Genomic DNA, 26,087 nt, shown 5'->3' with positions numbered 1-26,087 from the left:
CCCCTGCCGTGGAAGCCTTTGCCAATGTCCTGGTCACTTGCCCACTCTCCGCCGCTGATGGCCCTGCGGCGACTATCGCTATGGGTCGCCAGCACCCTGCTGGTGATCGACCTGCTCGCCATGCTCTACGGCGTGCTCGCGCGCTACCTGGCCGGCGGCGCGCCGATCTGGACCGATGAGCTGGCCCGCTACCTGATCATCGGCGCGGTGATGCTGGCGCTTGGCAGCGTCTGGATCGAGGGCGGCCATATGCGTGTCGCTCTGATCGAGCGGCTGATTCCGCGCCTGGCCAGCAGGCTACTGTCCTGGTACCAGTGGCTGTTGACCCTGGTGCTGGCCATCGGCGGTGCCTGGTTCAGCTTCCAGTACGCCCAGTCGGTGGCCATCTTCCAGAGCCAGGGGCTTGGCATCAGCCGCGCGGTACCGGTGATGTCCGTGCCTATCGGGTTCGCCCTGCTGGCGCTGATGGCGCTGTGCCACGGGCCTCACCCGCTGCCCACCCTGGACACCGAGGAGCCGCACTCATGACCCTCGCCATGCTGGCAGTGTTTATCATCCATGTGCTGCTCGGCCTGCCGCTGTTCATCTCGCTGCTGGCCACCGCGGTGGTCGGTTTTGCCTTCGTCGACCTGTCGATGATCCCGCGCATGATGCCCCAGCAGTTCTTCGGCGGCATCGACGCCTTCTCGCTGATGGCCATCCCGCTGTTTATCCTGGCCGGCAACCTGATGAACGCGTCGAAACTGACCGACCGGCTGATGGCCCTGGCGCGCCTGCTGGTGGGCCACCTGCGTGGCGGCATGGGCCACGTCAATGTGGTCTCCAGCGTGTTCTTCGCTGGCGTCAACGGCTCGGCGGTCGCCGACACCTCGGCGCTGGGCTCGCTGCTGGTACCGGCCATGCGCAAGGAAGGCTACTCCACCGCCTTTGCCGCCGGCCTCACCGCCGGCAGCTCGCTGATCGGGCCGATCATCCCTCCCAGCATCTTCATGATTCTGTACGCCTCGCTGACCAATACCTCGGTGGGTGACCTGTTTCTGGCAGGCGTCATCCCCGGGCTGCTGCTGGGCGCCGCCTTCATGGGCATGAACGCCGTCTACGCCAGGCGCAAGGGCCTGCCCAGGGGCGACGGCTGGCCCGGGGCACGCCAGCTGGGCATCGCCGCCCTGGGGGCGCTGCCCGCGCTGATGGCGCCCTTCCTGATCGTCGCCGGCATCGTCATGGGACTGGTCACACCGACCGAATCGGGTGCGCTGACCGTCGCCTATGTGGCGCTCTACGGCGTGCTTGCCGGCAACCTGAGCCTGGCCGGGCTGTGGCGGGCCTGCGTGGACACCACCCGCCTGACCGCCGCCATCTTCGTGATCATGGCCGCTTCCAGTACGGTGAGCTGGCTGTTGTCCTACGCCCAGGTGCCGAATCAGTTCGTCGAACTGCTGACCCCCTACGTCGACAACCCGGTGGTCATCCTGCTGCTGCTGAGCCTGATCACCTTCATCACCGGGATGTTCATGGAGGAGGTCTCGGCACTGATGCTGCTGACGCCGATCTTTGCCCCGGTGGCAATGATGGCGGGTATAGATCCAGTCCATCTGGGCATCATCATCACCCTCAATATCACCATCGCGCTGATCACGCCGCCCATGGGCGCCTGCGTCTTTGTCGCCGCCGCCGTCAGCCGGCTCGAGATCACCGCGCTGTTTCGCACCATCTGGCCCTTCGTGGTCATCGCCCTGCTGGTCCTGGTGGCACTGATCCTGGTGCCCTCACTGACCCTGTGGCTCCCGACCACCCTGGGATGAGGCAACCATGACCCAAGATCGCTCTTCTCGTGATGCCTGCCGCGATCCGCGTCACACACCGATCCCCCTCGCATCGGAGCCGGCCTGGTCGCAGCTACGCCAGATTGCCATCCAGGGGCTCGACGAACCGCTGGTACCGATGAGCCTGGCACCGGTGCCGGTGAAGGTATTTCCGGCCTACGCCCGCCTCGGCATCCCCGGGGCGATCAACGAGTGCTACGTGCGCGAAGGCGTCTACCGCCGGGTGCTCGCCGCGGCCCGCTCGCTGCCCAAGGGAGTCGGCTTGATCGTGCTCGACGGCTGGCGTCCCTGGCGGGTCCAGCAGTACCTGTTCGAGACCTTGATGGAGGCGATTCGCGGCAATCACCCCGACATCGCCGAGGATGAACTGCTCGAGCGCACCCGGGAATTCGTCGCCGAGCCGAGCACCAGCCCGACCGGCCCCAGCCCGCACTTGAGCGGTGGCGCGGTCGACGTCACCCTGTGCGACGAAGACGGCCTGCCGCTGCCCATGGGTACGCTGTTCGACGAGGCGATACCGGCCTCCCACACGGCCTTCTACGAAGCCAAGGAGGCCCCCGACGCGACAGAACGCGAGGTCCGCGACAATCGTCGCCTGCTCTACCACACCATGGCCGCCCAGGGCTTCACCAACCTGCCCAGCGAATGGTGGCACTTCGACTTCGGCGACCAGCTATGGGCGCACTACGGCGGCCACCCCCAGGCGCTGTACGGCCCGGCGGAACTGGATACCATCGAGAATCGCTGGCGGCGCCAGCTCTAGGGAACTGACTCAGCGCAGCGCCACGGCCTCGAGGGGGCCAGCAAACCACTGCTGGCGCAGGCCGCGCTGCTGATCGAGGATCAGCGCGAGGTAGTCGCGCAAGGGGTGAGCGGCGCTCAGGCCCTCGCGATGGCGCCTGAGCGCTGCCTGGTGTGGCATCTGCTCGGCGGGCTGGTGCAACCCGCTGGCCTTGTGATTGAGGGTAGCAAGCGACGGCAGCAGAAGGTGGCTGGCGCCGCTCGCCAGGGCGATGGCGATACCGGCGGCGTCGAAGTCCCCGAGATACAGGTGCGGGCGCTGATCACGAAAGCGCTCGCCCCAGGCCGCCCCCAGGGCATCAAACCCCTGGCGATAGAGGGTGTCGCCACGATAGACCACCAGCGGGGCGACGACCTCGCCCAGCGCCCCCAGGGTGCCATCCAGCTCATAGAAGCTGTCCAGGTTTTCTACCTGCACCAGGGCGTCGAAGGCGGCCAGGCTGAGGTCGCGCCAGTCCAGGTCGCGAATCTCTCGCGGGGTGGTGGCAAGCCAGGCCGGCGTTGCCGAGGCCGGGGCGCTGGCCAGCACCCTGGCCTGGCGGGGTGCTGCGCGATTGGCCTTGTCCTCGTCAAAGCCGTGCGCAGCCTGCTCTCGGGTGGAGCGCCCACGGGTGGTGGCGTCGATGGGCCTATGCCCCAGCTCCTGAAGCGTCGTGTCGATGGCTTCAAGCAGGCGCCGGTCAAAGCGCAGCGTGGCCCCCCGGCGATAGTCATCAAGCCTGATGTCATGCGCGTCGCAGAACGCCTCGATCGCCACGATCGCCTTCAGCGAGCGGTTGCGCTCCACCGTCCGGGCAGCCTTTAGCTCCCGGGCGATACGCGAAAGCACCGCGTAGTCGGTCGGCTTCAATGCCCCTTCCGCCACGCCTAGACCACCAGCGCCAGGCTGACGTCGTGGATCAACTGGACGTCGTTGAAGGGGCCGGCCGGGCTCTCGTCGGGAATCAGCCGAAAGGCGCGCTGCTCCTCGCGGGGAAGGCCCTGGTACTCGGCGATGACCTGAAACAGCCAGATCTCCGGGTCCCACTCGAGTTCGCTCTCGGCCAGATACGCCAGGGCACTGGTGCCCGACGGGGCGCCAGCGGCGGGCGCCTGCTGGTCGACCACGTCCAGGTAGAAGCGCTCCACATCCTGCTTGAGCGCCTGCTGACGGGCCTCCACCATGCTCTGCGCCTCGACCATGGCAGGGCCTGCCACCTCGGCCTGTTCCGGCCGGTGGACCGCCACCGGCAACTGGTGCAGCAGCCCCGTGAGCACCTCGGCGTCGCGATGGTGATCCAGCGCCGGGGCGGCGGCGGCGTGCAGCGGGCTTGAGTGGTTGAACAGCTCCGGCACCTCGCTGCGGCGGGTGTAGTTGCCCGGCACAAAGCCCGGATGCTCACGCAGGAAGGCGGCCATGCCGGCCACCAGCCGGCTCTGCTTCTGCTGCTGGCGAAAGCGCGCCATCAGCTCGATCAGTCGTCCCTGGACCTCGCGCAGGTTGGTGTAGTGCTGGCTCAACTGCTGCTGAAGCTGGCTGATCAGCAGCTTGCGCAGGGCGCCGTCGCTGCCGACCAGATCGATCAGCTCGTCGAAGTCGATCAGCGCCATGCCGTCGAGCAGGCGCACGATCTGCTTCTGGGCGCGGTCGTTCTCGCGGATCTTGTCGTTGAGTCGGCTGACGAAGCCGAAGTCACTGTTGAGCCGCTGCCACAGGCTGTCGATGGCGTCGGCAAAGCGGCCGTTGAGGTCGTCCACCTCCTGGCGCAGGCGCAACATCAGCGGCCCCTGCTGCCAGTGCTCGCCCAGGCTGACCGCCTCGCGGTAGCTCTGCACCAGGTTGCGGATCTGCTCCAGGGTCTCGCCGACGTCGGCGTTGACGTGGCGGCGGGTCTCGTCGGCCAGCATCTCGGCGATCAGCTCGCGCACCTTGGGGGTCAGCTTGACCGCGCCGTGCTCGTCGGGCCGCCACAGAATCCGCGCCGCCAACAGCTTGCGCAGAGCGCCTTCGGTCAAGGTCTCCAGCGGCACCTCGTCGCGGGTATAGCCCTGCATCAGCAGGTCGGCGTAGCGCCCCAGCAGCGACAACCGCTCGGTGCCGGTGGCAACCAGCCGGCTCTCGAGCGAGTGTTCCTCGCTCATAGCAGCGTCTCCTGGCGGGCCGGTGCCTCGTCATCCACCGGCAGGTTCTCCTCGTCGCGGATAAAGCGCACCAACTCCACCAGGTAGTCGATCTTGGCGGTCACCAGAAAGACCTGGCGGTCGGCGTGGGGCTGCAGCAGGTAGCCGTGCTCCTTCAGACGCTTGAACACCTGCTTCATCTGGGCGTCGAGCTGCTCGCTCTGGGAGCCGAAGAAGGGATCGGTGGCCAGCCGCTCCAGGCGCTCGCGCAAGCTCTGGTTGTCCTCGCACTTGGCGCTGAACTCGGCGGGCTTGAGCACGTCACCGGGGGCCGCCAGGGAGTCCTGGCCCAGCGCCTCCTGCACCAGTTGCAGCCATTCGAGCAGCGGCAGCAGGCTGTTGACGGTCTCGCCGAGCTGGCGCGAAAGCTGCTCACGGGCGTCTTCGTTGAGCTGACGCCAGGCCAGAAAGTGGACGCTGCGATCCTCGTTGGTGGCCAGGCGGCGGTTGAGCGGGCGCAGGTAGATGTCGATCTGCTCGCGCACCTCCTCGTCCTGGAGCTTGCGAAAGGCGCTCTCGTCGCTGACGGCGCAGATGAACTCGCCGGCCAGCAGCCGTTCAAGCAGGGGACCATGTTCGATCATTGGGTGACCTCCTCGGCGCTGCGCTGCTTGAGACGCTGAGCCAGCTTGCTCAGGCGGGGTTCGATGCGCTTGAGCCGGCGCCGGCCCGGCTGGGCGGCGTCACGGTCGATCAGGTAGCGGTTGTGGAACAGCAGCAGCACGTCGGACTCCGGGTTGGGGAAGGCGCCGACGATGTGGATATGGTTGCTGTCGCAGGCCTCGAACAGCTTCTCGACGTTGTGGTAGGCCAGGGTGCCGATCTCGTCAATGGGCCAGTGCACGCTGATCTCGGCCTGGCCGCGCAGCAGTCGGGTAAAGGCCAGCAGGAACTTGCACAGGATCAGGTAGGCCATGCCGTGGCTCGATGATTCGAGCAGCTGGCGATCGTTCTTGATCACAAGGTCAGTGCCGCCCTCGTTGAGGTGCAATTCCAGGCGCAGCAGGCTCTCGAAGCTGTACTGCTGGTCGCTGCGCAGCAGGTCGACCACGTCGGCCAGGGCGTTGAGGTAGTCGTCCCCCGGCAGTCCGCCGGCCTCCTGCCAGTCGCGATAGTCTTGGGCGAAGCGCTTGAGCGGCTCCCAGAAGCCCAGCTCGTCGATGGTCGACTGAATGCGCACTTCGGCCTTGGTGATGCCCTCCAGGCGCAGGTCGTCGGCGACCTCTTCGGACAGCCGCCGACTCTGGGCACTGATGCGCCGATTCAGGTCACGAAAGACGGTAAAGAACTTGTCCAGATCGGCGCCGAGATTGCGCCCCTGCTGGACCAGCTGCTGCTGCTGGTCCTCGAGCAGCTTGAGCATTCCGCGCAGCAGCGGCAGCAGCCGGCGCGGGCTGGGCTCGGCGCCGTCGGCGGCGTCATCCTCGCGCAGCTTGGCGCGCTCGGCGCTCATGGTATCGACAAAGCCGGTGCTGGCGCCCTTGATCAGCTCGCTTTCGACCTGCTCGCAGCCCTTGCGCAGGGCGTCCATCTCACGAGCACGCTCCGACAGCGCCTGGCGGGTGCGCTCGATGCGCTCGTGGACGTCGCCGGGGGCATCGTGCCGGGGCGCCGGAGAGGGGTCCAGCGGCAGTTGCTCGACCTGCACCAGCAGTGGCTTCAAGGCGTCGATCACCTCGGCCTCGGCGCTGCGTCGGGCCTTCAGTTCGCCCAGCGCCTGCTGGTGGGCGGCGCGGTCGGACTGGAATTCGGCCTTGCGCTGCTCTCGTTCGCGCTCGGCACCCTCCTTGTCGCGTACCAGCCGGGTTTCCTTGTCGACCAGCTCGGGCTTGCGCTGGCCCCAGTCCAGGCGCATGAAGCGGCGATAGTCTTCCAGCTGCTCCTGGCGCGAAGCGGTCAGCCGGATACGCTCGTCCAGCGAGGCCAGTCGCGCCTTGGTGTCCTTCAGCGAGGCCAGGTCCACGCCCTGCTCCTGCAGTTCACGGTCGAAGGCCGCCTCGAGCTCCTGGCGCTGGCGCTGATGCTCGCTCTTCTGGTCGCTCTGGTACTGCTTCAACTGGCGGATCTGGTCATCGACGCCGTCGAGGCGGCTCTGGCCGTCGGCCTTCACCTCCAGCATCTGCGCCTGGTGGGTCTTGGCCAGGGTATCCAGGGCGGCGCGCTTCTCCTCCTTCAGCCCATCGTGGCTGGCGCGCTGGGCGGCCAGCGCCTCCTCCAGGCCCTGACGCCGCGCCTTCTGCTGGCGGGCGTGACGCTCCTGCAGCTGGCTACGCGCGTCGCGGGCGTAGTCGACCTCGGACTCGGCGCGCTTGAGCTCCATGCGTGCGCGACGTAGCGCTTCCTCGGCGGACTGTACCCGCTCATTGGCCGCCTTCATCTGGCGCTCGGCGGCCTGCACCGCGCTCTCGGCACGCACCTCGGCGGCCTCGGCCTGCTCGATGGCGGCCAGCAGACTGGCCTCCTCCTGGGCGTACTCGGGCACCTCGACCGCGGCCAGATCCAGGCTCACCCCGAACAGCTCGTCGTGGTCCTGCTCGCCGACACGGGGCGACAGGTCGCGGCGCTCCAGCAGCTCCGGCGCGATCACCTTGCCCAGACGCTGCTCCCAGCCGGGACGATGGAAGCGCAGGAAGTGGCGCAGGGTGCCCTGGGCCGGGTCACGTTGCTGGTGCAGGCCATAGGTGTGAGCTTCGGCCCTGGAAAGCTGATGGCGGGCATCATCAAGTTCCTTTTCGGCCTGATCGCGGGCGCGCTTGAGGGTGTCGAGCTCCTCGCGCAGCGCCCCCAGCGTCTCGCTCGCCGCCTCGCGGTCGGTCTGGGCCTGGTCGAGGCGAGCCTGGGCCAGCTCCGCCTCCTGGATTTCCTCGGCGCTGGCAGCGCTGGCGGCCAACTGGGCCTTAAGCTCGGCCAGCCGCTCGACGCCGCTTTCCAGGCGCTCACGGTAGCTCTCGTCGAGCTCCTGGCGCTGCTGCTGGTAGCGCTGTTCGAGCTCGCTTTCCTGACGCCACTGCTGGTCACGCAGCTCTTCGCGGGTCTCGCCCAGCTCGTCGATGCGCGCCTGGGTCTCCTCGGTCTGGCGGGCCAGCTCATCGCCCAGCTCACGCAGGCGTCCTTCAAGGCGTGACTGGCTTTCCTGGAAGGCGTTCTGCATCACCGCCAGGTGCTCGCGCAGCTGCTGGCTCTGGTCGCGCCACTGGGGCAGCGCCTGGACGTCACGCTCCAGCGCCGGCATGTCGGCCTCCTCGTAGGCCTCGAAGGTCGCCTGCAGGTCAGAAAGCTCGCGCTGGGTCTGCTCCAGCTCGCTGGTCATCTCGCTCAAGCGGTCGTTGAGGGCGTCGCGGGCCTGTTCGTAGGCGGCTTCACGCTCCTGGAACTCACGCTGGCGGTTGCCGATCTCGGCCTCGGCGTCGGCCAGGGTGCGCTCGGCGCGGTGGCGGTCGGCCTCGAGCTGGGGCTTCAACTGCCACAGGGTCGTCTCGCGCTCGGCGATCTCCTGATCGAGCTCATCGAGCTTGCCAAGCGATCGCTCCAGCGGCTCCAGTCGCTTGGACTGGCGCATCTGGGCGATCCACTCCCGTGCCTTGGTATTGCGGATGCGGGTCACCGGCAGTTCGACACCGTCCTCCTCGAAGATCGCCGCCAGCATGGTCTTGAGGGTATCCATCTTGCCCTCCTTGGCGTGCACCGCGCTGATCAGCTTCTCCATGTGGCGGATGCGATGCTCCGGCTTGACCAGGCTGAACTGGGCGGCCATCTGGCGAAGACGCAGGCTTTCCTTGCGGTTGCCCTGCTGGTGGGTGAAGTCGTTCTGGATCACCGAACGAAACTCCGAGGTGGCACCCAGCTTGGGCGACACCGGAATACCCTCACGACGCAGCTGGCTGGCCCAGTCGCCATAGTCCAGCGCCGCCACCCCAGCCTCACTCTCCACCAGGTAGTGCCCGGGCTGGTAGGGCGCACCGACGAAGCGATACTCGACGCCACCGTCGCTCTTGCGGGTCAGCACCGCCTGGCAGACGTTGCCCGCCTCGCGGCGGTACTCGTAGATCAGGTAGCTGTTGCGGTTGGGCAGGTAGAAGGCGTCAAACTTCTTGCGAGTCTTGGGCACCACCTTGTTGGGCAGCTCACCGTAGAACACCGGGACCAGCCGCTGCAGCGTGGTCTTGCCCGAGGCGTTGGTGCCGCAGATGTTGGTATGGCCGTCGACGTCCAGCTCGACCACCCCCTCGAGGTGGCCGTGGATCATCACGATGCGCAACAGGTGAGCCATTGGGATTCCTTGGTCGCTTGCCCGGTAGGAGGGCTATTCTGCCAGAGACGAAGCGCCCTGACAGTGCGACCAGAGTTGCCCGACAGCAAGCTTTCGCCTACAAGGTTCCTGCGACAGGGATAGCCCGACACGCCCCCGTCACCCCGAACGACTCCTTGCTCCGCATCCATCCATCGCTATCCACGCACCACACCACAGGGAAAGACCGCCATGCACTTCGCCACCCTCGGCCCCGAGGACAGCAACCACGCCCTGGTGCTCGCCCGCTATCTCGACGATCGCAGGCTCAAGGAGCCTGACCTCGCCGACATCGAGCCCCGGATCAGCCTGGTGGATGACTTCATCGGCGCCTTCGAGGAACTGGTCGCCGGAGGCTACGACTATGTACTGCAGGTCAGTGCCCACCCCAGCCACGCCGACTGCGTCGGGCGCTTCATGCATCGCGCCTTTCCGGTGGACGCCTTTATCGCCCCCAGCCGCCCGCTGGCGCTGGTAGCCCGCGCTGACGTGGCCCAGCCGAAAAGCGTGCTGCGACAGCCCGCCACCCGCCACTACACCGACCTTTCGGCCTTCGCGGAACACGACGCCCCCACCATCGTCGCCGCCCTCGAGCAACTGCTGGACGGCCAGGCCGACGCCGCCATCGTCGCCGAGGACGCCATCGAGCGTCATCCCGACCGGCTGCGGCTGATTCAGCCCCTGGGGCCCGCCCTGGATACCTGGATCCTTTACGCCAATCGGCCCCTGTTCCCGGACAGGGAGCAGGGGCCGATGCTGGGCGCCAACGACGCCATGGCAGAGCACTTCGCCGAAACAAGGGCACGCAATGCCGGCAAAGGGTGATATCTGGCTTCCAGGTTTAAGGTAGACGTGACCACCTGAAATTTCGCAGTCATTACGGATGCTACGGTTGTATTAGTCGACGTAGCTTGCAAGCCCGATTCACGCCAAGAATCAGCAGCCGGCAACGCCTGTAAAGCAGCTTAATTCGGCAATATAAATATCACTATTAATTGAAATCCACCAACCAAGAAACCTGGTCAGTTGCTGAGGCGATGTTACTCCAGCAAAGACAATCAATTTGTACGAAATTGCTCACAAGATATTGGTCATAATGGTGATAAACTTCCCAATCGCACTGACAATGCCTTGGAGACCCACCGTGGAAGGGATCTATCGATTTGGCGCCTTCGTTGTCATCAGCCTGGCCCTGGCTGGCTGTGATGACGTCTCATCTCAGGCAATGAATGGAACAGAATCATCGGATCAGGACAATGTGCCTCCCAACCAGGAAGCCGTCGCAGCACTGGTCCAGAAAACCATGGACAATCTGGTCTTTGTCGAAGGCGGAAGCTTTCAGATGGGAGACTTCGGACCCATCGACCCCAAGGCTGAAGGCTTGTACTATACGGCAGATACAGACGACGAGCCTGTACATAAGGTAACCTTGGATAGCTACTCCATTTCCGCCTACCAGGTCTCCTACGCTGATTTCGATATCTATACCGAGGCCACGGGACAGCCACAGATCAATATTGAAGGAAGAAATGTCGAATATCGAGCGCCTGATGTCCCCGTCGGTGTCGACTGGTATCAGGCGCGGGATTACTGCGAGTGGCTGGCAGATCAGACGGGACTTCCCTTTGCCCTGCCCACCGAAGCCCAGTGGGAGTATGCGGCACGTTCCCGGGGACAATTTCAGCTCTTCGGGACGTTTGATGGAAAATATATGAACCCAGGAGTCAATTTCCCTACACGAGAGGAGATAAAGTCTAGTACACCTTCTGGGCGGATAGGGCCGCACACTATAGGGCTTTACCCTGCCAATTCGCTCGGTATTTACCAAATGGGGTTGAATGGATTTGAGTGGGTCAGCGACTGGTATGACGAAAATTACTACGAGATAGCACCAGAAGAAAACCCTAGCGGCCCAGATAATGGAAACACCAAGGTTTTACGGGGAGCTTCTTTTTCAGAAGGAGACAGGGAAAAACTTTTAATAAATAGGCGAAATTCTGTTCCAGACCTCTCTTATGATCATCCACAGGGAAATTTAACACATAGACCTTTTAGGCTATTTACCGTCAGGTGCGCTGAAAATTCTGAAAAAAAGCCCTAGTCTTTCGGACCAGAAAGCACATTACAACATCCTTACAACTAAATATGCATCATATGTTCACCGACCTATCTAGCTTCATGAGTAGTCTCGCTCACATCTTCCACAACACAAATTGAATCATTTCCGCAAGGTGTTCCAAAGTCGCGCGCCACGTTTCCTTGCATAAAATACTCGCGACTGTCGTTTCTATAAATTTCAACGCCAATAGAAGCCTTTTCACGTAGCCTTGCCCGAAGATAGACCAAATCACTTTCGAAATGACTCGATAGCGGTGGCGGGAGGTCTTTCTCTCCTCTAGCCAAAAATTCTGATACTGCTTCTTGGCCTTTCTCCCACTCAACAAACTTCCCCACTTCGGGGGTCACGGCGGTCTCAATGAGCAAGTGCAACACCTGATCGATCAGGTACGCTATCGCTATGACTCATTGCTACCACCACCTTACTGCTGAAGAACGTGCCACCATCATGCTGATGCGTGAAGGTCACTCGATACGCTCCATCGCCAAGTTCCTTGGGAGAGCTGCCAGCACGATTTCTCGAGAACTGGCTCGGCATGCGGTACCTTCTCATGCTGGCTATGACGCCAGTCTGGCGGGTTTCAGGGCCACGCTGACGCGACATCGAGCACGACGACAATCGAAGTTGCGCCTTGGTACGCCTCTCTTCGATCTGGTGACCTACCTGTTGCGCAAGTACTGGTCTCCTAGGCAGATAGCCATCACACTGAAGCGCATGTATCCAAATGACCCTACACGTCAGGTCTCCCACGAGGCCATCTACAACGCGCTCTATGTGATGCCCCGAGGCTCGCTGAAAAAAGAGCTCATTGCTTGCCTTCGGCAGGGGAAGGGAAAGCGGCGTCCACGCAGTCGTGGCAAGGATCGTCGCCGCCAAATTCCTGACTTGGTCAGTATTCATCTCCGGCCGCCTGAGATCGAAGATCGGTTGATGCCCGGGCATTGGGAAGGCGACCTCATCATGGGGGCCAGCAACCGTTCTGCCGTAGGCACGTTGGTTGAGCGCACGACACGCTTCGTCATCCTGGTGAAAATGGACGGTACGACCGCGACGGATGCGATGGTCGGCTTTAGTGACAAATTGAACCGTGTTCCACGCTCACTACGGCTGTCGATGACCTACGACCAAGGGAGCGAGATGGTCAAGCATGCCGAAATAACCCAACGTACCGGGACAGCCATCTACTTCGCCGATCCACACAGCCCGTGGCAACGTGGGTCTAACGAGAATACCAATGGTCTGCTTCGACAGTATCTGCCCAAAGGAACGGACCTATCGACCTACACCCAGGAGGAGCTCGATGAGATCGCAGACTCACTCAATACCAGGCCTAGAGAGACGTTGAACGCCAAGACGCCTCTGGAGGTATACGCGGAGGTTCTCCAGAAATCAGTGCCCGGATCTCCGGCACTCCAATAGTGTTGCGCTTGTAGGTTGAGACCGCCCACTCTTTTCATTACACTTTTAAACTCGCTTTTTGACTGAATCAAGCGAAGAATGTTCATTATTGCTTCTTTCCGGTCGTTCATAAACCCAAAAAAACTTGGATTTTCCCACCACCCTTCCAAGTCACGATTCCCCGGGTATAGGCGATCGAACGCATTAGTTTTCATTAATTGAAAAATAATCATCCCCTTGGTATCAGGGGTGGAATACCTAAGAATCCATGGGTCCTCATTGATCTTTTCCGCAAGGCTTCCTCTTTGATAAGCAGATCCAATACTGTCAGAGAACTCATTAAAAATACTTACTGTAACATCATGTATTTCATCTGCTGTTTCTTTAAGGTAGCTTCTCAACTCATTCCCGCAAACTGTCGAAGCAGCAATAATGTTTGAAATTGAAAAAAACGCATCTTCACTTATAAAGAACAGCTTTCCATAGTCAATATTCTTCAGCTGGTATGCCACCCATTTTACGAACTCCAGCAAAAGACTCGCATCCACCTCGAAATCGACTTTTCCCTTTGCACCAAAACCGAAACAAAAGCCCGCCTTGGCGGAGATTCGGAACTTTCCATTTTCGTAGCGGACGCCAAAATTGGCCCCACCACCAATGCCTGCAAGGGCTGCGCCTCCTGTCGCTGTCTTGGCGAAGTGCTTGAACTTATGGCCTTCCTCGGGGTTCTTCCATTCCAGTTGTACACCGACGATAGCTTCCAATTGCCCGCCGGCAAAGGCCGCCATACCTGTCGCCGCCTCGGTATTGTCGGGGCTGCCATTGTCGTTTTCTCGCAGGATAACGCGCTGCTCACCGGGCAGACCGAAACGCACCAGTTCTCCCTGTACACCGTTGGCCTGCAGCTTTCCCTGGCGCATTTCCACATTGAGGTTGAGTTCTGCAGCGATACTGGCGCCTACGCCTCCTGCAATGGTCATCAGGGTGCGGCTTCTGATCATGCCGAGGTCCAGGGTTTGTTGCCCGGGCAGCTCACAGGCCAGCATCAGACCGCCAGCCGGCGTACAGTAATCCAGTGTGGCCTTGGCTTCCGCCAATACGAGTTCTGCCTTGGCGTCTGCCTTTAGCGTGGCCTTGCCGGTAAAAGGGTTGAACTCGCCAGACAGGCCACTGGCCCCCGATGTCCAGCGCATCAACTGGGCTTCGGCGGATAGCTCGACACGATAGCTGTCGCGGTGATGTTCCTCACCTTCCACGATCTCATGCTTTGCGGACAGATTTCGGTTGATGGCCTCGGACCACTTGAACAGGTCAAGGGTTTCCTTGTCTTTCTTGAGCCAGTCCTCAAACCAGGGGAAATCGACCTTGATCTTGGCCTGTCCTCGAACATTCGTCATCTGGCGAATCAACTTGTCGCTATCGACTCGACCACCGGTCAGCACACTCTCACTGGCGTTGGCACCACCACTGGCAAGGGGAATCTCTTCGGCGAAAGCCCTGATGATGTGTGAACGCGCGTAGGCCAGGCGGAAGTGTTGGGTGCGTGAACCTCCGCGGCGAATCGGGATCAGCTCCATGACCTTGTTGGTTTCGCTGCTGAGCTCCGTCAATGGCTCGATGACGTTCTTGAGTACTTGGTTCTTGTGCTCCACCTTGCGCTGCGCCGCCACGATTTCGCCCTGAAGCACTTCCTTGTCCAACAGGAAGCGATGATCGCGACGCGCCGACATCATCAGTGCCATATAGTTGCTGTTGGCTACTGACAGTTCGGCAAGGGCGTCCTGGTATTCCTCGACCACCATCTCCATCAGCCGACATTCTTCAACAAAGCTGGCGGCGGCTTCGGCCGGGACGCTCAGCAACTGGTCGCGTCCCACTGCGTAGAACAGCAGTGGAGATTCACCTACATGGACATCCTGTCCTTGCGGCATCAATCGGGTCTGTACGGCTCCATCCGTCATCTCAAGCGTCTCCCTGCTGGTCAAGGATATCATCGGCATCATCGAGGCGATCAAGCACGGTGACGCTCAGGCGCTCGGGTTGGCGGGTGACCACATTGCGTGTGCGTCCTTCGCCATCGCTACGCCCCTCGATCACTTGACCTTCCGATGTTTCGATCCGGTAGTGGGCGTATCGCAGGGGGGCTTGGGTTCGCTTATCGCGAAGGATGAAGTACTCGGCGAAGATTCCCTGTGGCGGGGGAAGCGGTTGCAGCACCTGCTGGATACTTGCCGGCCCACCAAACAGATGCTGCCCGCCCTTGACGTCGATCATTCCGGGTCCATGGATCTCGATGTTGCCGCCTTTCCGCAGAAATTACGGGCACTACGGTTGTATTAGTCGACGTAGCTTCTAAGCCCGATTCACGCCATAAATCAGCGGCCAGCAACGCCTGTAAAGCAGTCTATTTCGGCAATACAGGCACAACTATTAAGCGAGACCCACCAATCAAGGAAACTGGTCAGTTGCTGAGGCGATGTTACTCCAGCAAAGACAACCAGTTTGTAAGAAATTACTCACAAAGGTTTGATCAGCGAGGTGATAAAATTACCAGTCGCACTAGACAATGCCTTGGAGACCCACCATGGAAGGGATCTATCGATTTGGCGCCTTCGTTGTCATCGGCCTGACCCTGGCTGGCTGTGATGACGTCTCATCTCAGGCAATGAATGGAACAGACTCATCGGGTCAGGACAATGAACCTCCCAACCAGGAAGCCGTCGCAGCACTGGTTCAGAAAACCATGGACAACCTGGTTTTTGTCGAAGGCGGAAGCTTTCAGATGGGAGACTTCGGACCCATCGATCCCAAGGCAGGTGGCCTACCATACAGCCCCTATTCCGATAACAAGCCATTGCATGAGGTAACGCTGGATAGCTATTCCATTTCCGCCTACCAGGTCTCCTACGCCGACTTCGATATCTATACCGAGGCCACCGGCCAGCCACGGATCAACACCGAAGGTTTTGAGGTGGAGTATCGGGCTCCCGATGTACCCGCCGGTGTCGACTGGTATCAGGCCCGGGACTACTGCCAGTGGTTGGCAGATCAGACGGGGCTTCCCTTTGCCCTGCCCACCGAGGCCCAGTGGGAGTACGCCGCCCGATCGCGAGGGCAGTTTCTTCCGCTAGCAACCAACGATGGTTATATTCGCCGTGGTGAAAATTACCCTTCTCGCGAGGAAATTATTGCCAGCACTCCGTCTCCTCACGTTGGTCCACAGACTATAGGCCTTATTCCCCCCAACCCCCTTGGAGTGTACCAAATGGGTCTAAATGGTTTTGAGTGGGTAAATGATTGGTACAGTGAGGACTACTACGATGTATCACCAGAGGTGAACCCTACAGGACCTTAGTCCGGAGACCTAAAAGTCCTGCGCGGCACGGATTTTGGCGAGGGCAATCGTTCCAATTTAGTAATAAATAGACGAAAGAGAACTCCCGATTTGTTCTATGATGACCCTAGAGGTTTAACCGATCACAGCGCTTATCGTGTAAATACTGCCAGGTGCAGCTTGAATTTAAAAGATAAATTGTGAGATATTCTTTTCTATTCAACAATAATTAATTTTTCATGAGTTTTATCAGGATTGAACTTTTACGATGCACTGTGAACTGTTCTCGCAGGCTCTGGAAAAGTAACTTGAAATAGATCTTTGTGATCTGTATTCTTGCCTATCGTTTCTTACAATCGGCATCCCCACTCTGCTCTTTTCCCACAATCGAGCTCGCAGATGAATAAACTCTCTGGCGTAGTGTGAGGAAAATGGTCTTGGCAGCTCTTGTTCTCCACGGCCCAAAAACTCCTCGACTATCTGTTCACCGTCTTCCCAGTTGATCGTCTCGCCCACTCTTGGTACCACCCTTTGCATGACGTTGCGATATTCATTGATTGACTGGACCAGACGTAGAACATTCATGATCGCTTCTTTACGGTCGTTCATAAACCCGAAAATACTGGGGTCTTCCCACCACCCCTCCAAATCACGATTTCCGGGGTAAAAACGATCAAAGGTGTTGGTTTGCATTAACCAATAAATGGTCACGCCTTTTGCATCTGGAGTGGCATACTTAATTATTCCCTCTCCCGAGTTTATACGTTCTGCCAAGTCACCTCTTTCTGCTGCGGACTTTATGTTTTCGTTTACCACATGAAACATACGGTTAAGGTCGTCAATGATATCTGACACATCTTCCCGAAGATGGGTGCTCAGCCGCTTTCCATCTATGGCGGCCATAGTCACTATTCCTGTTATTGCATAAAATGCATCGTTTTCAATGAAAAACAACCTTCTATAATCAATGTTCTTCAACTGGTATGCTACCCACTTTACGAACTCCAGCAAAAGACTCGCATCTACCTCGAAATCGACTTTTCCCTTTGCTCCAAAACCGAAACAAAAGCCGACTTTGGCGGAGATTCGGAACTTTCCATTTTCGTAGCGGACGCCAAAATTGGCCCCACCACCAATGCCTGCAAGGGCTGCGCCTCCTGTCGCTGTCTTGGCGAAGGGCTTGAACTTATGGCCCTCCTCTGGGTTTTTCCATTCCAGTTGTACACCGACGATAGCTTCCAATTGCCCGCCGGCAAAGGCCGCCATACCTGTCGCCGCCTCGGTATTGTCGGGGCTGCCATTGTCGTTTTCTCGCAGGATAACGCGCTGCTCACCGGGCAGACCGAAACGCACCAGTTCTCCCTGTACACCGTTGGCCTGCAGCTTTCCCTGGCGCATTTCCACATTGAGGTTGAGTTCTGCAGCGATACTGGCGCCTACGCCTCCTGCAATGGTCATCAGGGTGCGGCTTCTGATCATGCCGAGGTCCAGGGTTTGTTGCCCGGGCAGCTCACAGGCCAGCATCAGACCGCCAGCCGGCGTACAGTAATCCAATGTGGCCTTGGCTTCCGCCAATACGAGTTCTGCCTTGGCGTCTGCCTTTAGCGTGGCCTTGCCGGTAAAAGGGTTGAACTCGCCAGACAGGCCACTGGCCCCCGATGTCCAGCGCATCAACTGGGCTTCGGCGGATAGCTCGACACGATAGCTATCGCGGTGATGTTCCTCACCTTCCACGATCTCATGCTTTGCGGACAGATTTCGGTTGATGGCCTCGGACCACTTGAACAGATCAAGGGTTTCCTTGTCTTTCTTCAGCCACTCCTCAAACCACGGAAAATCGGCCTTGATCTTGGCCTGTCCTCGAACATCCGTCATCTGGCGAATCAACTTGTCGCTGTCGACTCGACCACCCGTCAGCACACTCTCACTGGCGTTGGCGCCACCACTTGCGAGGGGAATCTCTTCAGCGAAGGCCCTGATGATGTGTGAACGCGCGTAGGCCAGGCGGAAGTGTTCGGTGCGTGAACCTCCGCGCCGAATCGGGATCAGCTCCATGACCTTGTTGGTTTCGCTGCTGAGCTCCGTCAATGGCTCGATGACGTTCTTGAGTACTTGGTTCTTGTGCTCCACCTTGCGCTGCGCCGCCACGATTTCGCCCTGAAGCACTTCCTTGTCCAACAGGAAGCGATGATCGCGACGCGCCGACATCATCAGTGCCATATAGTTGCTGTTGGCTACTGACAGTTCGGCAAGGGCGTCCTGGTATTCCTCGACCACCATCTCCATCAGCCGACATTCTTCAACAAAGCTGGCGGCGGCTTCGGCCGGGACGCTCAGCAACTGGTCGCGTCCCACTGCGTAGAACAGCAGTGGAGATTCACCTACATGGACATCCTGTCCTTGCGGCATCAATCGGGTCTGTACGGCTCCATCCGTCATCTCAAGCGTCTCCCTGCTGGTCAAGGATGTCATCGGCATCATCGAGGCGATCAAGCACGGTGACGCTCAGGCGCTCGGGTTGGCGGGTGACCACATTGCGTGTGCGTCCTTCGCCATCGCTACGCCCCTCGATCACTTGACCTTCCGATGTTTCGATCCGGTAGTGGGCGTATCGCAGGGGGGCTTGGGTTCGCTTATCGCGAAGGATGAAGTACTCGGCGAAGATTCCCTGTGGCGGGGGAAGCGGTTGCAGCACCTGCTGGATACTTGCCGGCCCACCAAACAGATGCTGCCCGCCCTTGACGTCGATCATTCCGGGTCCATGGATCTCGATGTTGCCGCCCTTGAGCCGGATGTAGCCGCCGCCGCTGGCCAGCAGAATTTCCTCGGCGGCGGCGATCTGTACGGTGTCCTCTGTGGAGGTGATGGTCAGGGTCTTTTCTGCGGTCAGCGCCATCTCGTCGCTCTGGGCCTGCACCTCGACCTTGCCCTGGGCGGCAAACAGCTTGATACCCCGGCGCTGCACGAACAGCGAAAGCTTGTCCGACAGGGCGCCGATCAGGCTTCGGCCGGCGGCCAGGTTGATATCCTCGCCGCTGGATAGGCTTAGCGACTTGCCCTGGGCAAGATGGGTGGATTGGGGGGTACTGGCGACGATGCCCGCCGGTGAAGCCAGGTGCAGCCAGGGCTGCTTGAGCATTCCTGCCTCACCGCGACCGGCCTGGCTGGCGCCTCTGGCGGTGGACTGATCGCTGTCTTCAGGGGGCGGCGCGGCGGCCTGCCCGTAGCGGCCCTGGGCGTCTTCGCCGGCCTGTCTGAGGTTGTCGCGACTATCGAGCGCCTCGGCGTCGTGTTCGACGGCGCTGGTGCTGAGGCCGTCGGCCAGTTGCCAGGCGCTGGCAAGCTCCCGGTAAGCCGGGGCCAGCGCCAACTGTTCGCCGTTGACGCCGAGCTGGCCCCAGCTGGTCAGCAGCAGGCCCTGGTGGGCACGGACGGCCCCGTAGGCGTCGCTGCGCAGCTCGAAGCCGGTGCCGCGAAAGTCGCCTCGGGTGTTGCCGTGCTGGTGGATCAGGTAGCCCAGGTTGAGCTGGCTCCTGGCGTGCTCGGAATTGAGCCGTACCCGCTCCTGGTCGGTGGCGTCGTCGAACACCAGTTCGTTGTACTTGCCACCTCGGTAGGTCTTCGACTTGAAGCCCGACAGCAGACCGTTGGAGTGCCACTCGGGACGCTGATCTCCGTTGTAGACGCGCCCGGTGATCAGCGGACGATCCGGGTCACCTTCGAGAAAGTCGACGATCACTTCCTGACCGATACGCGGGACGAAGACGCCACCCCAGCCGGCACCGGCGTTGGGCTCGGACACTCTCAGCCAGCAGCTGGGGAGGGCGTCACGCTGGCCGGAGCCTGGCTGGCCGCGATCCCAGTGAAACTGTACCTTGACCCGGTTGAGCCGGTCGGTGTGGATCTCTTCGCCCTCGGGACCGACCACGATGGCGGTGTGGGGGCCACCCATCACCGGGCGCGGATGATCCAGCGACGAGCGATAGGGCTGGCTCAGGCGCTGGGCTTCGAAATCGACCAGGTAATGGCCGGTGCCGGCGCGCTGGTAGTCGTCGCGGTGGAGGCTGTCGTCTTCAAGGCCATGGGCTCGCCGGGCAAGGTCCAGCTCGTCTTGCAGGCTACCTGGGAGGGTGGAGAGATGGGCCGATACCGGCAGGGAATTTTCGGCGTGCAGGGTGAGGCCCAGCACCAGAAACTCGCGTTCGGGTAGATCGCCTCGCTCATGCTGGCGGTGCTGGGTCAGCTCGAAATGCCGCCCCACCTGCAGTTGCCGCGCGCCACCGGCGCCGAAAAAGCGCTTGGCGCGGGACTCAAGCGCCTGCAGGCGATGCTCGGTCAGCCGCTCACCGCGAGGATGATCGCGATAGTAGTACTCGCCGGGAGTGTCGTAGACCTCCTGGTCACTCGGCTTGCCCTGGTCGGGGTGGGTGTCGAGTGCGGTGCGCTTGATCAAACGGGGCTGCTTGTAGTCGTAGGTGGCGAGACTGACCCGCGTGGGCTGCTGCTGGCGACGACCACCCCACTGGGTGATGGCGTCCTCGCTTTCGGTGGCGCCCTGGCGATGAAAGCGGATCTGGCGCGGTGCCACCGGCGAGCAGGTCGCCACGTCGTCGGTGATGATCAGTCGGTGGCCCGTTTCTCTGTGACTGAGCCCGCCGTGGACGGATGGGGTGGAGCCTGTTGCGTAGCCCAATTCCGCGTCGTCTGCCTGTTGGTGCTCGACGTAATAGAACAGGCCTTCCTGCTCCATCAGGCGGTTGACGAAGTGGTAGTCGCTCTCGCGGTACTGCACGCAGTAGCTGCGCGCGGGATACTCGCGGCGCAGGTCGAAGCGCCAGCCGCCTCGGGCGATGGGGTGCTGGGCAAAAACCGCCTCGATCACCTCAATGACACTCAGGTCCTGAAAGATGCGGCTGTCGCGCCCGAGGCTCAGCATCGTCAGCCAGGGCACCAGTGTCAGCTGGTAGTAATAGACGCCGCCGTCCTCGCCGAGCAGGGCCGCCGACTCCACCAGGCCGGAGTGTTGGCGATACTGGCCGTCGGCCTGACGAATGGACAGCGTGGCGGGCTGGGCCATCAGCGTCTTGAGTTCGATATCACCTCGCTGGGAGATGACGTCGAGGCGGTAGCGGAAGGGCCGGGACATCGATTCTTCGCCCACCAGACGGTGGGGGATCAGCGACTGGCCGGCCATTTTGAGCTTGAGCAGCCGCTGATCCTGCGACAGCGCGACGTCGAAGGTCTCGCGTAGTGAGTGCCACCAGGAAGGCTCGTTCATGGCGCCCCACCCTCCCGCACGCGCGGCGAACGGCCTGGAAAGACGGCGGGGGAACGGCTACCGCAGGTTGCCGCTGACGGGCGGTAACCCGAAAATGCACACCTTGACGACATGAGAGGTCCTCCTTGACCAATACAAGAAGATCCTACTCAAGCGCTCTACGTTAGCCATTGCATCTCCCGTATTTTCCGAGAAGGCCACAAAACTTTCCGGAAAATTCCTACAAATTCACCCGATACACCCACCATCATCACGTCTCGGAAAAAGGCACCTGAACCGCCTTTGCCCGCCGCCCCAACAAGGGACGGCGCAAGCCCCACTGCCGCGCCGGCAGGGATCGTCACACTGGCCAGGGCACGAAGATGACGCCGAGCCCGAGCGCCACCAGGGCTGCCCTTAGCCACCAGGCGAAACGCCCGATCAGTCCGTAGGAGACAAGGCCGAGGCCGATCAGCACGCCCAGGGTGGTGGCCAGGGCAGCGAAGACGCCGGAGCCAAGGTCGAGCAGCGCCGGGTGCGCGACCATCGCCAGCGGAATGACGTAGAGCCCGACCCCCAGCGCCATGGCCTTGCCCGCCACCTTCAGCCAGTTCTCGTCGGCCATGCCGGCGGCGATGAACACCGCACCGCACACAGGCGGGGTGATGGTGGACAGCAGCGCGAACCAGAACACGAACAGGTGGGCGGTCAGCAGCGGCAGACCCAGCTCGGTCAGCGCCGGCCCCGCCACCGAGACGCAGATGACGTAGGCGGCGGTAGTCGGTACCTCCATGCCCAGCACCAGGCAAGCCAGGGCGGTGAGCAGCAGCGCCGGCCACAGCTGCCCACCGGACAGCGACAGGATCGCCGAGGTGACCTTGACCCCGAGCCCGGTCAGCGACAGCACCCCGATGACCAGGGAGGCGCACAGGATGATCGCGCCGATGACCGCGATCTGGCGCCCGGCGGTCAGCGCTGCCTGGGCCAGGCGGGCGCGGAACTCCGCCCCCGACACCTTCAGCTCGGCGTTCATGGCCAACAGCGCAAGGCCTGCGAAGATCGCCACACTGGCGGCGTACTGGGGGGTATTGCCGGCGTGGAAGATGCGCTCGAGCAGGATTGCAAAGGGCACCGCGAAGAACAGTGCGGTGGTGATCACCTCACGCGGTGCCGGGCGGTCCTCGGCGGCCACCGGCTTGAGATCGAAACGGGTGGCGAAGGCGTTGATGCCGAGCCACACCGTGGCGAAGTAGAGAAAGGCCGGCAGTAGCGCCGCGGCCATGATCTCGGTGTAGGGGGTGCCGGTCAGCTCGACCATGACGAAGGCCCCTGCGCCCATCAACGGCGGCATGATCTGGCCCCCGGACGAGGCCACCGCTTCCACCGCCGCCGCCAGCGAACGTGGATAGCCGAGCCGCGCCATGGACGGGATGGTGATGGCTCCGGTGGAGGCCACATTGGCCGACGCCGAGCCCGAGATCGAGCCCATCAGTGCGCTGGAGATCACCGACACCTTGGCGCCACCACCGGTCAGGCGGCCCGCCGCGGCGCCGGCCAGGTTCATGAAGCCACGCCCCGCCTCGCCCGCGTTGAGCACCGCACCGAAGATCACGAAGATCGCCACCACCGAGACGCTGACCCCGGTCAGCTTGCCCCACAGCCCGCCCTCGGCGATGGTCAGTGAACCGACCAGGCTGGCCATGGGCAGGCCAGGATGACCAAACTCGCCGGGCACGTACTGGCCCAGGGCCGCATAGCCCAGCGCGATCGCGGTCACCAGCGGCAGCGGCCAGCCGATGGCACGCCGGGCGGCCTCCAGCGCCACCACAATCAGCAGTAGACCCACCGCCATCTGCAGGGGGGTGTCGATAAAGCCGTACTGGCCGCTCAGGGCGTCCTCGTTCAAGGCGATATAGCCGCAGGCGGCGATACCGAGGGCGGTCAGCCCCAGGCCGCTGATGCGCTGCCACGGCGTGCGGGCGGCAAACACCAGCACCCAGGGCAACACCAGCGCCATATGCAGTGGCCGACTGATCAGCGCTGGCGTCAGGCCGTGGAAGATCAACCCCAGGTGAAACACCACCGACAGGGCACCGAGCGCGATCCAAAACGGGCCACCCGGCCACGGCGAACGAACAGGGTCACGCGCGTCGGCCGGTACGGCCGACGAAGAAGCGTCGCTTGAGTTCATGAAATCAGCACATCATCGATGAAACGGAGCGGGCCCGCAGGGGCCCGCCGGGTCGAGTCCTGGGCAGGATCGTCTCAGCGCAGGGCCTCGGGCACCTGCACGTCGACCTCGTCGTAGTAGCGCAGGGCGCCGGGGTGCAACGGCCCCTCGAGGTTGGTCAGCATCTGCGGCGAGATCGCTTGCCACCAGGGCGAGGTCTCGGCCATGGCCTCGCGGCGCTCCCAGAAGGTCCTGGTCAGGGTGTAGGCGGTGTCCTCGTCCATCGCGCTGGTGGTGTAGGCCACCACCGGCAGCGAGGTGGTCAGCACGTCCTCGTCGATGCCCGCGTAGGTGCCGGCGGGGATGGTCTGGGGGGCGGCGCCGGTGGCCTCGACCTGTGCTTCCGTGAACGACACCAGGCCGACATCATGGCTCGCGGCGGTCTCGATCACGTTGGGTGCAGGGAAGGAACTGGCGGTGGCGAAGGCGTCGATCTGGCCGTTCTTGAGCGCGTCGGGAGCGCTGCCCACGTCGGCGTCGTCGACCTCGACCTGGTCGGTGAGGTCGAACAGCTCGAGATAGCGTGCGGCCTCGCGGGCACCGAAGGAGCCCTGGCCGATCAGCAGGTGCTTGCCGGCCAGTTCATTGATGCCGAGGGTGTCCTGCTCGCCCGCCACCACGAAGTGCATGGTCAGCGAGGGAATCGGGAAGAGTGCACGAATGTCCTGCAAGCGCGGATGGTTGCGACTCTCGAAGGGGCCGGTACCCTCGCGGGCGCGGGTCACCAGGCCGGGCGGCGAGGTGAAGACGTAGTTGCCGGGACGCGCCATCACCTCCATGACGTTCTGCACCGAGCCCTGGCTCTCTTCCAGGGTCAGGGTCATGTCACCCTCGGTGCCGGCCTTGATCGCCTCGGACAGCTCCACTCCCATCTGGTAGTAGGCGGTGCCGGCGGAGGCGGACTTGTAGGTCAGGCGGGTCTGGGCGTGGGCGCTTGCGACGGTCAGCACCATGCTACCGGCGAGCACAGCCGTCAGGGCCTTGAGGCCACGGCTTCGAAGATGACGCATTGAGGGGGTCTCCAGTCGACAGCGGGCGTGGCCAGTGCCTCGTTTTGCTTATGCTCCCGCCAGGCTTCAAGGTCTGGCGGAAATGGCCGGCCAACAGCATATTCGACTGGCGCGATTCGTGCCACGGCGCCCGCTCAGGTGTTGTCGGTCCTCTTGCGTCTGCGCGCCAGGACCGGCGCGTCGTGTCGCCAGTGAAAGTGCGCTGCTTCAAGCAGCCTGGGTAAGGGTCTCAGGTTTTCAGGGCACCAAGGAGCGTCTCTCTCTTTGCCCCACGCTGCCGTGGGGCTTTTTTATGTCCATCTTGGATTTGCCTCTTCCACCTGACTTCGACGAACAATTAACAGCCATTTTCGATCCACCTCTAGACCTCTTCGAGCCGCACCGTTCGACCTTCCCTGAACGAGATATTCGCTGCCTCGGCCAGCCTCAATGCCTCTACGCCGTCGGCGATGCCGGCGCGAGGCGCACGGCCTTCCCGCCAGCTCTGGTAGAAGTCGTCGAGCTCACGCCGAAAGGCCTCGGCATAGCGTTCGAGGAAAAACCAGCGTGGGGCCTCCTCCAGCTGGCCCTGCCTGCCGACGAACTTGAGCCGGGTGTCGCTCTCGTTCTGGGCCTGCAGCATGCCATCACTGCCAAAGGCCTCGATGCGCTGGTCATAGCCGTACACCGCACGCCGGGAATTGCTGATGGTGCAGATGCGACCGGAGGTCGTTTTCAGTATCGCCATGGCGGTATCCACGTCGCCGGCGTCGCCAATGGCGGGATCGACCAGGCAGCTTCCGCAGGCGTGTACGCTCTCGATGGGCTCATCAAGCAACCAGCGGGCCATGTCGAAGTCGTGGATCATCATGTCGCGAAACAGCCCACCGGAACCCTTGACGTAGGCAAGCGGCGGCGGCTCGGGATCGCGACTGGTGATCGCCAGCGTCTCCAGCTTGCCGATGCGACCCTGCACCAGCTGATCCTTGAGTGCCGAGAACTGCGGGTCATGGCGACGATTGAACGCCAAGGCGCAGTGGCTTCCCGCCACCCTGGCGGCGCTCGCGCGGGAGGCCGCCAGATCGAGCGCTATGGGTTTCTCGCACAGGATGGCCTTGCCGGCCGCTGCGGCGCGCTCCAGATAGTCGATATGGGTCGCGGTGCTGGAGGCGATCAACACGGCGTCGATCTCGGAATCCTCGAATACCTCGTCGATGCTCCTGACCCGGGAGTCAAAGTCTCGGGCAAGCGCCTCGGCACCCTCGAGATAGGCATCCACTACCGCCGCCAAGGTCACCTCCGGATGGGCGGCAATGGACAACGCATGCACCCTGCCGATCCTGCCCGCTCCGATCAATGCCAGCTTCATCGCCTGCTCCTTGTCTGGACGTCTGTTTGATTCGCATCCGGCCGATCAATATTGGCGTCTTCGGCCCAGCAAGAGCATAGAAGTGTTGAACGGTAGGCAGTGGGTCGGCATCGCGATGCCCGCAACTACGTAAGATATCTCGTCGCAGTAGTCAGCCGGGTCAAGCTAGTGTGATCGGCAGCTCGGCGACCGGTGTGAACCGGGTGTCTTGAAAGGCGCCTGCCCCCATCTGGCCGCAGTCAATTCCAACACTGGCGCTTTCAAATGCTCCCTGCGAGCACGCAAAAAAAACCGCTTTATCGACGGGCTTTTTCCGCGT

Annotated in this window: 18 protein-coding genes; 7 read left to right on the top strand and 11 right to left on the bottom strand. The window is 61.9% G+C overall.

Features of this window, described 5'->3' with window-relative positions:
- Positions 1-24: 24 nt before the first annotated feature.
- The 3 genes from NKF27_RS00950 to NKF27_RS00940 are packed head-to-tail and all read left to right on the top strand — an operon-like array spanning position 25 to position 2,586.
- A complete protein-coding gene (locus NKF27_RS00950) occupies positions 25-528 on the top strand; it encodes a TRAP transporter small permease (RefSeq protein WP_253554973.1) in 504 nt (167 codons plus the stop codon).
- Positions 525-1,802 (top strand): TRAP transporter large permease, encoded by a 1,278-nt coding sequence (locus NKF27_RS00945; protein WP_045993165.1) that lies wholly within the window; start codon positions 525-527, stop codon positions 1,800-1,802. Before NKF27_RS00950 ends, NKF27_RS00945 begins: the two co-directional genes overlap by 4 nt.
- A gap of 7 nt (positions 1,803-1,809) precedes the next feature.
- The gene (locus NKF27_RS00940) at positions 1,810-2,586 is read left to right on the top strand and encodes a M15 family metallopeptidase (protein ID WP_253554970.1); all 777 of its coding nucleotides are present in this window, start codon (positions 1,810-1,812) and stop codon (positions 2,584-2,586) included.
- 9 nt (positions 2,587-2,595) lie between these two features.
- On the opposite strand, the gene NKF27_RS00935 is transcribed toward NKF27_RS00940, so the two are convergent.
- The 4 genes from NKF27_RS00935 to NKF27_RS00920 are packed head-to-tail and all read right to left on the bottom strand — an operon-like array spanning position 2,596 to position 9,054.
- Positions 2,596-3,474: a hypothetical protein gene (locus tag NKF27_RS00935; protein ID WP_253554967.1), complete on the bottom strand. Its 879-nt coding sequence runs from the start codon at positions 3,472-3,474 to the stop codon at positions 2,596-2,598.
- A 17-nt stretch (positions 3,475-3,491) separates the two neighbouring features.
- Positions 3,492-4,745 carry a hypothetical protein gene (locus NKF27_RS00930; protein WP_253554964.1) on the bottom strand — a complete coding sequence of 418 codons (1,254 nt, stop codon included), beginning with the start codon at positions 4,743-4,745 and terminating at the stop codon, positions 3,492-3,494.
- Positions 4,742-5,368, bottom strand: a complete 627-nt coding sequence (locus NKF27_RS00925; RefSeq protein ID WP_045993163.1) for a hypothetical protein — start codon at positions 5,366-5,368, stop codon at positions 4,742-4,744. The genes NKF27_RS00930 and NKF27_RS00925 overlap by 4 nt, the downstream gene beginning before the upstream one ends.
- A complete protein-coding gene (locus NKF27_RS00920) occupies positions 5,365-9,054 on the bottom strand; it encodes an ATP-binding protein (protein WP_253554961.1) in 3,690 nt (1,229 codons plus the stop codon). Before NKF27_RS00920 ends, NKF27_RS00925 begins: the two co-directional genes overlap by 4 nt.
- A gap of 210 nt (positions 9,055-9,264) precedes the next feature.
- Here NKF27_RS00920 and NKF27_RS00915 point away from each other — a divergent pair, with 210 nt between their 5' ends.
- Entirely contained in the window at positions 9,265-9,897 is a 633-nt protein-coding gene (locus NKF27_RS00915; protein ID WP_253554958.1) for a hypothetical protein, read from the top strand.
- A 319-nt stretch (positions 9,898-10,216) separates the two neighbouring features.
- Positions 10,217-11,173 (top strand): SUMF1/EgtB/PvdO family nonheme iron enzyme, encoded by a 957-nt coding sequence (locus NKF27_RS00910; protein ID WP_253554955.1) that lies wholly within the window; start codon positions 10,217-10,219, stop codon positions 11,171-11,173.
- Positions 11,174-11,238: 65 nt separating this feature from the next.
- Here the strand turns inward: NKF27_RS00910 and NKF27_RS00905 are convergent, their stop codons facing one another.
- Positions 11,239-11,556 (bottom strand): hypothetical protein, encoded by a 318-nt coding sequence (locus NKF27_RS00905; RefSeq protein WP_253554953.1) that lies wholly within the window; start codon positions 11,554-11,556, stop codon positions 11,239-11,241.
- A gap of 34 nt (positions 11,557-11,590) precedes the next feature.
- On the opposite strand from NKF27_RS00905, the gene NKF27_RS00900 reads away from it, so the two are divergent.
- Positions 11,591-12,610 (top strand): IS30 family transposase, encoded by a 1,020-nt coding sequence (locus NKF27_RS00900; RefSeq protein WP_108450240.1) that lies wholly within the window; start codon positions 11,591-11,593, stop codon positions 12,608-12,610.
- A 1,941-nt stretch (positions 12,611-14,551) separates the two neighbouring features.
- On the opposite strand, the gene NKF27_RS00895 is transcribed toward NKF27_RS00900, so the two are convergent.
- Complete coding sequence (locus NKF27_RS00895; protein ID WP_253554951.1) at positions 14,552-14,863, bottom strand: hypothetical protein; 312 nt, start codon at positions 14,861-14,863, stop codon at positions 14,552-14,554.
- Between the two features lie 310 nt (positions 14,864-15,173).
- Here NKF27_RS00895 and NKF27_RS00890 point away from each other — a divergent pair, with 310 nt between their 5' ends.
- The gene (locus tag NKF27_RS00890) at positions 15,174-15,944 is read left to right on the top strand and encodes an SUMF1/EgtB/PvdO family nonheme iron enzyme (protein WP_253554949.1); all 771 of its coding nucleotides are present in this window, start codon (positions 15,174-15,176) and stop codon (positions 15,942-15,944) included.
- Positions 15,945-16,172: 228 nt separating this feature from the next.
- Here the strand turns inward: NKF27_RS00890 and NKF27_RS00885 are convergent, their stop codons facing one another.
- From NKF27_RS00885 to iolG, 5 genes are all read right to left on the bottom strand, one after another.
- Complete coding sequence (locus NKF27_RS00885) at positions 16,173-18,362, bottom strand: hypothetical protein (RefSeq protein WP_253554947.1); 2,190 nt, start codon at positions 18,360-18,362, stop codon at positions 16,173-16,175.
- 1 nt (position 18,363) lies between these two features.
- The gene (locus NKF27_RS00880; protein WP_253554946.1) at positions 18,364-21,201 is read right to left on the bottom strand and encodes a type VI secretion system Vgr family protein; all 2,838 of its coding nucleotides are present in this window, start codon (positions 21,199-21,201) and stop codon (positions 18,364-18,366) included.
- Between the two features lie 340 nt (positions 21,202-21,541).
- Positions 21,542-23,371 (bottom strand): TRAP transporter fused permease subunit, encoded by a 1,830-nt coding sequence (locus NKF27_RS00875; RefSeq protein ID WP_253554945.1) that lies wholly within the window; start codon positions 23,369-23,371, stop codon positions 21,542-21,544.
- Positions 23,372-23,445: 74 nt separating this feature from the next.
- Positions 23,446-24,420: a TAXI family TRAP transporter solute-binding subunit gene (locus NKF27_RS00870; RefSeq protein WP_253554944.1), complete on the bottom strand. Its 975-nt coding sequence runs from the start codon at positions 24,418-24,420 to the stop codon at positions 23,446-23,448.
- A 361-nt stretch (positions 24,421-24,781) separates the two neighbouring features.
- A complete protein-coding gene (iolG, locus tag NKF27_RS00865; protein ID WP_253554943.1) occupies positions 24,782-25,768 on the bottom strand; it encodes an inositol 2-dehydrogenase in 987 nt (328 codons plus the stop codon).
- Positions 25,769-26,087 lie beyond the last annotated feature (319 nt).

The organism is Halomonas sp. DN3, assembly GCF_024137905.1.
Classification (GTDB): domain Bacteria; phylum Pseudomonadota; class Gammaproteobacteria; order Pseudomonadales; family Halomonadaceae; genus Halomonas; species Halomonas litopenaei.
Note: the sequence above shows the minus strand (reverse complement) of the source record. Positions and strands in the feature narration are given on the sequence as shown.